Origin of the sequence: Streptomyces sp. NPDC127197, from assembly GCF_042672405.1 — a bacterium.
In the GTDB taxonomy this organism is placed as follows: domain Bacteria; phylum Actinomycetota; class Actinomycetes; order Streptomycetales; family Streptomycetaceae; genus Streptomyces; species Streptomyces flavusporus.
Genome location: NZ_JBHXVG010000085.1, coordinates 1 through 10,957, shown reverse-complemented (window position 1 = coordinate 10,957; position 10,957 = coordinate 1). Strand labels below are relative to the sequence as shown.

At 67.6% G+C, this 10,957-nt stretch carries 8 protein-coding genes and 1 pseudogene; 1 reads left to right on the top strand and 8 read right to left on the bottom strand.

The window, feature by feature from the left end:
• Positions 1–518: 518 nt before the first annotated feature.
• Positions 519–902, bottom strand: a pseudogene (locus tag ACFVJQ_RS44695) (transposase); the annotation flags it as partial.
• A 295-nt stretch (positions 903–1,197) separates the two neighbouring features.
• Here ACFVJQ_RS44695 and ACFVJQ_RS44690 point away from each other — a divergent pair.
• A complete protein-coding gene (locus ACFVJQ_RS44690; RefSeq protein WP_385791664.1) occupies positions 1,198–2,439 on the top strand; it encodes a recombinase family protein in 1,242 nt (413 codons plus the stop codon).
• 51 nt (positions 2,440–2,490) lie between these two features.
• Here ACFVJQ_RS44690 and ACFVJQ_RS44685 read toward each other — a convergent pair whose 3' ends face one another.
• From ACFVJQ_RS44685 to ACFVJQ_RS44655, 7 genes are all read right to left on the bottom strand, one after another.
• A complete protein-coding gene (locus ACFVJQ_RS44685; RefSeq protein WP_385791662.1) occupies positions 2,491–3,876 on the bottom strand; it encodes a formylglycine-generating enzyme family protein in 1,386 nt (461 codons plus the stop codon).
• Between the two features lie 887 nt (positions 3,877–4,763).
• On the bottom strand, positions 4,764–5,486 hold the full coding sequence (locus tag ACFVJQ_RS44680; protein WP_385515503.1) for an IclR family transcriptional regulator: 723 nt from the start codon (positions 5,484–5,486) through the stop codon (positions 4,764–4,766).
• A 456-nt stretch (positions 5,487–5,942) separates the two neighbouring features.
• Positions 5,943–7,106 carry an IS701 family transposase gene (locus ACFVJQ_RS44675; protein WP_385791668.1) on the bottom strand — a complete coding sequence of 388 codons (1,164 nt, stop codon included), beginning with the start codon at positions 7,104–7,106 and terminating at the stop codon, positions 5,943–5,945.
• 158 nt (positions 7,107–7,264) lie between these two features.
• The gene (locus ACFVJQ_RS44670; protein ID WP_385791659.1) at positions 7,265–8,185 is read right to left on the bottom strand and encodes an IS3 family transposase; all 921 of its coding nucleotides are present in this window, start codon (positions 8,183–8,185) and stop codon (positions 7,265–7,267) included.
• Positions 8,173–8,460 (bottom strand): transposase, encoded by a 288-nt coding sequence (locus ACFVJQ_RS44665; protein ID WP_385518575.1) that lies wholly within the window; start codon positions 8,458–8,460, stop codon positions 8,173–8,175. The genes ACFVJQ_RS44670 and ACFVJQ_RS44665 overlap by 13 nt, the downstream gene beginning before the upstream one ends.
• 289 nt (positions 8,461–8,749) lie before the next feature.
• Positions 8,750–10,231, bottom strand: coding sequence for a transposase (locus tag ACFVJQ_RS44660; RefSeq protein WP_385791666.1), 1,482 nt, complete (start codon positions 10,229–10,231; stop codon positions 8,750–8,752).
• Between the two features lie 130 nt (positions 10,232–10,361).
• On the bottom strand, positions 10,362–10,772 hold the full coding sequence (locus ACFVJQ_RS44655) for a Rid family hydrolase (protein WP_385791657.1): 411 nt from the start codon (positions 10,770–10,772) through the stop codon (positions 10,362–10,364).
• Positions 10,773–10,957 lie beyond the last annotated feature (185 nt).

Sequence of the window (10,957 nt, the reverse complement as noted above, 5' to 3'; positions counted from 1 at the left end):
TGGTCAGCCGAAGGCCGCCTGCACGTACGGCAGTTACCAACCCGAGTGATCAAGTACGAGACGCCGTTCGAGACCCCAGGTTAAAGATCAAGCTAAGGGCTTGTTGTGAACGTGCATTGGGCGGCTGAATCCTGCGGGCCGGTACAGTCGCGTGCATGGTGAAGCCATTGCTACGTGCAATTGAAGCGGATGGTCGCGCTGTGGATGATCCGAGCGAGGACGCAAGCTGCGTCACGATCCGGGCCCAGGTCCCGTCGCGTTGCCAACGCCGGTCGTAGGCCCGGTCCCACGGCCCGTACCGTCCGGCACATCACGCCACGGAGCACCAGTCCAGGTCCGCCACCGTATGCCGTCTATCAGCTGTCGTCAGGTCCACACCTGTGGACGGCCCGGCTTGATGCCCCGGGGCAGCAACGGCTCCAGCCGGGCCCACTGGCCATTCGTCAGATCACCACGTCCCACGACCGTGATCATCCACGACCAAGATCCACTTTCACAACAGGCCCTAGGCTTGTTCTTTAACCCTTCAACCGCTGTAGGGCGATAAGCGTCTTCTCGCGGCGGACGGTTTTGCCCACGTCATAGCGGGGTGCCCGGCGCCTGTTCCTGGTGCCGGGTGGTCGTCCAGGTCCCGGCCGGTGGGGTTTCGGTGCCCTGGCGGGACAGGGCATGTGCTGGCGGAGGTTCCGAAACGTCCGGCGGACCCGGGCAGGCGTGAGTCGGCTCGGTGCGGCCGGCTTCTCCCACGGGTGCCGCAGGTCCCGGGCCAGCGGGCGGGCGAGCCGGAGCTGGGTGTATGCGGAGATGATCAGCCAGGTCCATCGGTCGGCCGCCTCCGGCTCCCGCAGCCGATGCTTCGTCCAGCCCAGGGGCTGCTTGAACAGCCGGAATGTGTGCTCAAGTAGCAAGCCATACTGCTGACATAGACGAGCTTGGCTCTGGGAATGCCCTGGTCATAGGGGTTGATGGCCTGCTTGCGGCTGCGGCTGTTGTTCAGCGGTTGCGTGGGCGGCAGGCCGATGAGGTTGAGGACGGTGAGCTGGGGTGGACGAACGTGTCGTCGCTGAGCTCCCCAGATGCCGCAGTGGGGAACGGTTCCGGAGCTGAACCGTCGGCTGGTGGTGACGTTGCTGGCGGAGTTAGCGATGCGGATGGTGGCGTCTGTGGATCCGCTGGGCGGGGGTGATCCCGGTGAGAGTGACAACAGCCGCGCCGTGGGACCGGGTTGAAGGCAAGATCCAGCCCTGGCATCGCGACCGTCTCGCGGTGGTCTATGTCCGCCAGTCGACACCTCAGCAGGTCCTCGGCCACGCCGAATCCACCCGGCTGCAGTACGGGCTCCGGCAACGGGCCGTCGATTTGGGCTGGTCTCCGTCCCGCATCCTGGTGATCGACGAGGACCTGGGCCACTCTGCCTCGGGTGTCGTGGACCGGGTCGGTTTTAAGCGCCTGGTCTCCGAGGTCGGCCTGGACCATGTGGGCCTGGTGCTGGGCCTGGAGATGTCCCGGCTGGCCCGCTGCGGGCGCGAATGGCATCAGTTTCTCGAGTTGTGCGCACTGTCGGGCGCCCTGTTGGCGGACCCGGACGGAATCTATGACCCGGCCGAGCACAACGACCGCATGCTGCTGGGGCTGAAGGGCACGATCAGTGAGGCGGAACTGCATCTGATCAAGCAGCGGCTGTGGAACGGCCGTATCAGCAAGGCCCGCCGCGGTGAGCTGGTCGTGCCCTTGCCCGTGGGCTATCTGCGCGGTCCGAGTGGCGAGGTCGTCCTCGACCCGGACGAGCAGGTGCAGTCCGTGGTCCGCCTGGTCTTCGACCTGTTCGACGAACTCGCCACCGTCAACGCGGTATTGCGCTTCCTGGTCGATCACGGCATCCAGATGGGAATCAGGGTCCGGGAAGGCCCCGAGCGGGGCGAGTTGGTCTGGCGCCGCCCCAGCAGGATCGTGGTGCAGAACATGCTCCGTCACCCCGCCTATGCCGGGGTCTATGTCTATGGCCGCAGCCGGACCGACCCGCGCCGGCGCCGGGCGGGGCGTCCCTTCACCGGCCGGGTGAGGCGGCCGCGGGAGGACTGGCTGGTCTACCTGCCCGGTATCTGGCCGGCCTATATCAGCCTGGAACGGCACGAACGCAACCTCGAGCGCATCGAGGCGAACCGGGCCCATGCTCAGAGTATGGGCGCAGTGCGAGGCGGGTCGGCCCTGCTGCCGGGGCTGATCTTCTGTGGTCGGTGCGGCAAACGCATGGTCGTGCGCTATCAGCGCTGTCAATCCCCTCCGACAGGGTGTGGAGAGCGTAGCTACATCTCGTTTATAGGGCAAGAAGAACCGATAATCGGAATGAGTGCTGCCTGCCCGGTCGCTGTGGGCAAGGCCTGCACTGGAGGCATCGTTGCCAGGTCGGGAGGGTCGCGCGGCCGGCAGCGCCGGTGACGGGCGGGCGTCGATCCGCGGCGTCACCCGGCGCTGCCGGGAGCGGCTGGCTCAGAGGTCGCGGACGAGCCGGAATCCGAACATGTTGGTCCGGGTCTCGGAGGACAGGTAGCCGTTGCGATAGGCGACGCGCAGGTTCTGCGGCTGGTAGGCCCAGGCGCCGCCGCGCAGTACGACGAACGGTGCCTCGCCATGTCGTACGGATGCGTCGGGTGTGGCTCCGGCCTGGCTGTCGACCCAGGTGTCGGCCACGAACTCGCGGGCGTTGCCAGTCATGTCGTACAGGCCGAAGGCGTTGGGCTTGAAAGAGCCGACCGGGGCGGTGTGCTTGAAGCCGTCGTGGACGTTCTCCACGTGGGCCCATTCGCCGCTGCCGATGATGGAGAAGCGGTTCGCCGCGTACGCGTCCTCGTCGTAGGTGTTGGCGTACTGACCCGCGTCTTCGACGTCTTCTCCCCAGAAGAACGGCGTCTGGGCGCCGCCACGTGCGACGTACTCCCACTCGCCCTCAGTGGGCAGCCGGTACTTCTCACCGGTGCGCTCGGACATCCAGGCGGCGAAGGCCTCGGCGTCGTTCTTCGTGATGCCGACCACTGGGTCGTCGTCGGTCTGCGGGAACCCCGGGTTCAGGTAGTTCAGGTCCGGCCGGAACTGCAGCAGCGAGTCCTCATTGGCCAGCCAGGTGCGCATTCCCTGGGCGGGCTGGTAACCGGTCTCCTTGACGAACTGCTTGAACTGGCCGACGGTGACCTCGGTGCGCCCGACGGCGATCGGCTTGCCGACGGTCACCTCCTTCTGGGGACGTTCGAAGTGGCGGCGCACTGCCGGCACACCGAAGGTCTCCTGCTCCTCCTCGGTGGCGCCCGCGGTGTAGCTGCCTGGCGGCACGACGACCATCTGCAGGGCGTTCTTCTCCTGGGCATCGCTGAAGACGGTGCCCGGTCGGGTGGTTGCGTCGACGGTGGCAAGGCTGGGAACGACCGGGCGAGCGGGCCGGAGGGTGGCGGGCTTGCGCAGGTTCTTGCGGATCTCTCCTGTCTCGGTCCACCACTCCTTCAGCCCCGCCTGCACATTGGACACGGTGTCGAGGACACCAGGTGCGTAGCCGCTCTCCGCGGTCACCCGCACCCAGTAGTCGGCCTCAGAGGCGAGTCGAGCCAACTGGCTCTCGAAGATGGCGGCCTGGGGCACGGCGGCGGGATGCTTGCGCTGGACGCGGTCAAGGTTTTCCAGGGTCTGGTCGACGGCGGTGTCGACGGCCGGGTAGGTGGCGCCCGCCGACCTCTGCCAGGTCAGGGAGTCCTGCAACTCGGCCAGCGACGTTTCGAGCGCCTTCACCTGCTTGTTGGCCGTCGCGGCGGAGGCGTTGACGGTGGTGGCCAGGGTGCCAAGGCTGAGCGAGACGGCGATTGCGGCGACGACTCGTATGGCTTTCATGGTTGTTCCTTGCTCTAGTGCGCTGTCCCCCGGCTTGTAAGAACCGGTCGGGGGTGGGGGAGGCCGCGGGCGGGTTCCGCGTCATGGAGAAGGCCGTGGACGACTGAGCGTGCGGCCGAGTGGAGGTTGATCGGTGGATGCACGCCGAAGGGCGTCGGCGGCATGTACAGCAGGTCGGTCGGTGGGCAGGCGGATGTTTCGGCGAACCAGTGCCGGGGAGGCCATGCGGCCTGACCTGCCGAGATATTAAGCGAATCCCGTTTATAGGACAACTCATACCGATAATCGGAGTCTATGTATCGCGGGGTCTGCCGACGGGTGTGTCCCAGCCCGATTGGCTCGGAGGGCCGCGACGCCGGTTTGGCTCTGTCGCCGCCGGGTGGTGCACATGCACGGCCGCGGCAGTCCCGAGCTGGTCCCTGTTCACCCACTCACCGGATCGCACAGGTGCAGGGTCTTGTCTCCGTGAACAGCCAGAAGTGCCTGCCACCCACTGCGGCATAGGGTGCAGGGAGCGATGTGGAGCTCATCTCGAGAGCACGCCGGTCGACGGCTATGAGGGTGTGGGGTCTGCGCATCCCGCGCTTGGGCTCACCGGTCGTCTACGGCGTCCTGGCCGCGATGACCCTTGCGGCATGGTCCTGACAAGCCTGCCTCTCGCTGTCCCGGAAGGCATCGGATTCCGGTCGGCGGAAACACGGGTGCTTCGCGGCAACGTCCCGCCGCCCTCGAGGTGGCGGGGTACGACAGTCGGCCACTCGATTGTCAGAGTGTCCGGACCATGCCGGTCCGGCCGGTGTCGTGCAGGGGGAGCGGGGCGGCCGCCGACCACCCCGGATGTCGACCGGCTGGTGGGGCCCGATCGCAGAGGACGTGGTCAGCAGTCTTTATTCGGCCTGCTTGCTCGCCGCGTCCAGCTCGCGGCTCATCCGCGCGGCGGCCGCCAGCGTGTCGGCGAGCCAGTCCTGCAGAACGGTGTTTCGAGTGACAGGGACGACCACGCTCAGGCTTGCGGTGACGGCGCCTGCGGAGAAGACCGGGACAGCGATGCCACTGACGCCCTGCTGCAACTCATCCTGCGAGTGCGCATATCCGGCCTTGCGGATCTCGTCCAACTGCGCTTCCAGTGCGTCCGGTCTGTGGCTGGAGGCGACGACCGACCGCCGGGCGCGGGCCGGGAGGAAGGCGAGAATCGCACGGCCGGCCGCACCCACGGGCAGTGGATGCCTGAAGCGAGGGTCCAGTGCCACGCGGACCAAGTGGCGGGGGCCAGGCACGATGTCGGCCGTGACGAGGTCATCGCCCTCGCGCATGCTGAGCACGGTGGCCTCCCCGGTGGCCGCGCTCAGCTCTTCCATGATGGGTCGCGAGATGTGCAGCAGTTGCGGTTCCACCCGTGCTGCAAGGTGCCGAAGAACCATGCCCAACTCGTATCCGCCGGGCTGGCGCCGTACGAAGCCGCGCTGTTCCAGCGTGGCCAGGAGCCGGTGGGCGACGGTGCGGTGCATGCCCAGCCGGTCAGCGAGGGCCGCAGCAGTGCTGGGCCCCTCCTCGCCGATGTTCAGCAGCAGCATGAGTGCTTGATCAGCAGTCTTGGAGATCTCAGGCAATGCGACTCCTCGGTTCGCCGTGCCACGATACGGCGGTGGCGGTCAAAGGCCGCGACTGCGACCTCCTTGTTGCTGTGTCGATGAGGAATGGCTCGAAGCTGTTGACGCGCTCGGCTCACCACTCCACACCTGTCACCACCGATAAACGTTACAGCAATACCGATAATCGGGACAACGGTGCTGGGGTTCGTTCACCGCCACCCCTTGACGAGACCTCAGCATCGCCCAGGCGCCGTCGGCACCGGTCACCCTGCGCATCACCACGGCAGCCCTGACGCCCTCGCCCCTCGGTCTTCCCTGCGAAGAGCAAGGGACTCCCCTCAACGGATCGGCACTTCAATGTCGCAGAGCCGCACACCTGTCAATCCCCTGATTCAGAGCTTGGTCATAGTCCGTGATCAGCTGTGCTGATGAGGCTTGGACGGTGGCAGGCAGGGCAGCAGTGCAGGCTGCCGATCAAGGCGGCCTGCAGGAGCGCCAGGATGCGGTAGATGCTGAGGCTGTGGCCTCGCCTTTTGGGTTGCGTCGGTGCTCCAGACAGAACAGGTGGGCGGCGCTGACGAGGGTGACGTGGTGGTGAAAGCCGCGATAGGTGCGGCCCTCGTAGCCGCCGAGGCCGAGTGCCTGTTCCATCTCCCGGTAGTCCGTCTCGATGCTCCAGCGGCTCGTGGCGTGTCGGACCAGCACGTTCAACGGGGTGTCGGCGGGCAGGTCGGTGATCCAGGAGCGGAAGACGTCGCCGCCGCGCTTGCGCTTCCACTGGACGAGCAGGGTGCGCTGGGGCAGCAGCCGGTCGTCGGTGTTGCTGGCGATGTGGCCGCGCTCGATGATCCCGGCGATGTGGACCGGGATCGCGACGAACCAGCCGGACCGGGCGGGGTGGTGCCGGGTCTTGGGGCGGTAGACGAAGCGGCGCGCGCGGTAGCGGTGTTCCGCGGCCACGTCGTCGACGTGGATGCTGGGGCGCCGGCGGGCCCACGCGGTGACGGGCCTTCCGGTGGCGGGCAGCACGATGGTGTCCCCGGTGACGGCCAGCAGCCAGGGGATGCCGCGATCGCTCAGTCCGGTGCGGAAGGCGACGTTGTTGCCGTAGTCGCTGTCGGCCATCACCAGCGGCGGGGCGAGCCCCCAGTCGGCAAGCTCGTCGAGCAGGTCCAGGGCGAGCCGCTGCTTGGTGCGGTGTCCTACCTCATCGGGAACCCCGGCCGCGGCGCAGCGCGGCCGGTCATCGGCCCAGTTTCTGGGCAGGAACAGCCGCCAGTGCAGTGGTGACGATCCGCGCGGGGAGGTCGCGTGCACGGAGACGGCCACCTGGCACAGGTGCTGGCCGCGTTCGCCGCAGTGCTGCACGATCGCCCCTGCGGTGTGATGTCCGTAGCGGACGAAGGGGTGGTCGTCGATCACCCATGCCGTGGGACGGACGACGCGGACCGCGCGGTCCGCGATCCGGCGCATGACCTCGCGGTAGTCCCACGGCGACTGGGCCACGAAGTGCCCCAGGTTCTGCCGGGGAACCCCTAACCGCTCGGCCATCGGCTCCACCGACTTGCGCTTGCCGTCCAGCATGAGCCCGCGCAGGTACTGCGCCCCGTGCGCCCGCTGCCCCGGTAGGGCAGGCAGGCGAAGACATCGGAGGTGAACTCCGCCAAGTCGGCGTTGAGTTCCTCGACTTCATCTCGGTCCATGCTCCAGCGTTCCGCCGGGCGGCAAGATCCTTCAGGCACTCTGCCGAACGATCACGGACCATGACCAAGCTCTGTCCGAACGTGGAGACCTTCCTATGCAGCCAGCTCCTCGATGAGGCTGGCTCGGTGGTCGTGTTCGTAGTCGATCGGGCTCTTGAAGCCGCAGACGCTGTGCAGCCGCCGCGTGTTGTAGGAGTCGGTGATCCAGGTGGCGATCCGGATCCGGGCTTCGGCGCGGGTGGCGAAGGTGTGCCGGTGGACGTACTCGACCTTGAGGACGCTGTTGAACGCCTCGCTGACGGCGTTGTCGAAGCACGATCCGACGCGGCCCATGGACGGGAAGACACCCAGCTTGCGGCAGGCCCGCCGGAACCCACGGGAGCCGTACTCGCTCCCGCGATCACTATGAAAGATGACGCCGCGCACGTCGCCGCCACGGGTGGCCACGGCCATGTTGAGGGCGGCCACGACCAGGCCGGCGTCGTGCCGGGCGCCCATCGCACAGCCGAGCAGGCGGCGGGAGAAGAGGTCGATGACCGTGGCCGGATACAGCTTGCCCTCCCCGGTCTCGATCTCCGTCATGTCCCCGCACCAGACGAGATCGGGCCGTTCGGCAGTGAAGTCCCGCTTCACGAAGTCCGGTGCTGCGGGCCGTTTGCCCGGCTGGGTCAGCCCCCTGCGTCTGCGGACCTTCCGTGCGACCAGGCCGAGTTCGGCCATCAGCTTGGCGATGGTGTTCACCGACACCTGCCAGCCCTGCCGCACCAGCGTGATCCAGATTTTCGGGGAACCATACGTGCCACCGGACTTGGTGAAGGTCTCCTGCACCGCCTCGGCCAGCTGCTGCCGGCGCACCTCACGGCCGGTGGGCCGGCGGTTGCGATGCTTGTAGGACCACGACTCGCTCACGCCCAGAGCGCGGCAGGAGACGCGGTGCGGGATGCCGTGCATGGTCCTCTGGTCGCCGATCGCCCCGACGACGGACGCCGGGTCCGCCACGGCTACTTCACCCACAGGACCATGCAGCGTTTGAGGACATCACGCTCCATCGTGAGTTCCTTGTTGTCCCGTTTGAGCTGGGCGTTCTCCCGTCGCAGCCGCTCCAGCTCGTCATCCCCGCCCCCGGGCGCGGTGCCCGCGCGGCGGGCCCGCGACACCCGGCTGGCCAGCGTGGTCTCATTGATCCCCAGATCCTTCGCGACCTCGGCGATGGTCTTGCCGGTCTCGGTGACGATCCGTACGGCCCCCTCACGGAACTCCGTATCGAACTTCCGTCGCTTCTCTGCCATGACTCCCAACTTCCCCTGCAGTCACGGTCTCCACGCTACGAGGGGAGGGACAGCGCGGCTCGGGTGGAGGGCTGCGCGGGGTCTATGAGTGCAGCCGGGCCAAGACCGACTACGGGGGCGAGCTGTGCCAGCAGCTGTCCGGGGCCTGCGTCGACCGGTATGTGACCGCCCTGCTGATGGCGGCGGTGGCCCCAGCCGCGCTGGACGTCTCGCTTCAAGCCGCCGAGCAGGCTCAGCGGCACCGGGCCCAGGTAGACCGGATCTGGCGTCAGCGCCTGGAACGCGCCGACTACGCAGCCGAACGGGCCCGTCGGCAGTACCAGCTGGCCGAGCCCGAAAACCGTCTGGTGGTACGGGAACTGGAGAAGAACTGAGAGCACGCGCTGGCTGAACGGCAGCAGCTCGGCGAGCACGAGTGGTGGCTGACCGACCTCGCCCGCGCCATCGGCATGCCCCGCGTCACCCTCTTCGGCTGGATCACACGCGGCTGGGTCACCGCCCGCCAGCTCAGTGACCCGCGCCGCTCCTGGGTGATCCACGCCGATGCCGAAGAAATCGAACGACTCCGCCGACTCCACCAGCGCTCCCGCGGCCACCAGTCACGACAAGCCTGGCTCGACCACCAACAGGCGGCGATAATCCCGAACAAGGAAGGAACCACGGACGATGACGTCGAACCGCGACTATGACAGCACTGCGGCTTGCTCATCTCCAGATCGAAGCGTCGCAGGAACGCCTGCCAGGCCCGGTCGACGTCCGCGTCGCTTGAGCCCGTCCTTGAGGACCACAGCCACACCGCCGGCGCCTTACGGTCCTTCGACAGGTGCTCGACCTCCAGCCGGATCAACATCCCCTCGATCAGGGGCAGTTCGCCTTCGTGGTCCAGCCAGGCGGCCCGGTGGGTCAGCCGCGGGTGGACCCGGTCCCACGCCTGTGTGACGGCCTTGCCGTAGTTCGTGGTGGCCGTGTGGGTGGTGACCGCCGGGTCGGGCCAGGTCTCCGGTTTGGCGAAGCGGAACTCCGGACCGTGCTTGGGCGGTCGGCCGCCCTTGGGGTCGTAGACCCGCGGCGGCTTCGGTAACCGCATCACGCGGTCGCCGCGGATCCGCCCGATCAGCTCGACGGGCAGATCACGCAGGACCCAGGCCAGGCGGGTCACGTCGTATCCGGCGTCCGTGACGATGACGATGTCCGGCTCGCCAGGCTGCCACTGCCCCGCGGCGATGAGCCGTTCGACGACGTCGCGGAGCTGAGCGGCAGTGCCTGCCGTGGCGTCGTCGGCCGGGCCGAGCCGGACCGTGTCCAGGATCTGCGTCCAGGACGTGGCGCCCATCTCCAGCACCGCGACGAACGAGTACGGCCAGCCCGGGATGAACTGCGAGGCCGTCTTCGCCCGGCCACAGACGTGGCAGAACAGCCGGTCCGGTGAACACGGCGCGTCCGACCGAAGCCACGGCGAGACGTCCACCGCCAGTACCAGACGGCCGTCCGGGAACCGGGGCAGCGGCAGGCCGGCCAGCAGCGACCGCAGCCGCCCGGTGTCGATCCGGCCGCGGTTCAGGGCGTCGTACATCGCGCCGTGCCCGCGCCGGTGCTCGGGCAGCAGCGTCAGCTCCACCGCCGAGTGCACCGCACCCGGCGCACACAACACCGCATCCGACAGCTCGAACAGCTCGTCGCCCCGCACGGTCAGACACGCGTACAACTCGTCCCGAAAGCGTGACGCTTCCGCGAACGCCTCCCCCACAGCGGCTTCAGGCAGCAGACTCACCCTCACGGCCTTCGTCGTGGTCACGTGCACCTTGGTCGGAGCACATGATCAGACGGAGGCCGCCTCGGCGTCCGGCACATGACCATGTGGGCTAAGCAGTTCGAGACGCTGTTCGAGGCGTGAGGGCCGCTCAGTCGGGCAGCGCGACGGTGAGATCCACCTCGACCAGCTGCCCTGCGAAGCCCAGCTGCGCAACCCCCAAGAGCGTGCTGGCCGACGTGAAGGCCGGCCCGAGGGCGGAAGCGGTAAGCCGGTGCCAGGCGAGGCCAAGGTCCTCCCTGGCATCGCTCCGCACGTAGATCACCGAACGCACCACGTGCTGCGGCTGAGCATTCACCGCCGCAAGGGCAGCGAGTGCGTTCACGACGACCTGATCGACTTGCACGTCGAGGGAGCCCACGCCGACGAGAGAGCCGCCCTGGTCGAGGGGACACTGCCCCGCCAGATAAGCCGTTCGGCCGGTCTCCACCACGGTGATGTGGTGGTAGCCCGGCGTCTCATGCAACTGATCGGGGTTGATGCGGCTGATCTTCGCTGTCATGCCGCGAGTCTGACCAGTCTGCCCCCGACACGCACCGAAATTTCGCCCCATCGCGCGACCGTCCGACGCGGCGCGAGGTTAAAGAACAAGCTGAGAGGTCGTTTTCACCTGATTTACGCCACTTAACGCACCTCAGTACTGCACTCTCGCCTCTCATGCGACAAGCCCGTCCGCGACGAGGCGAG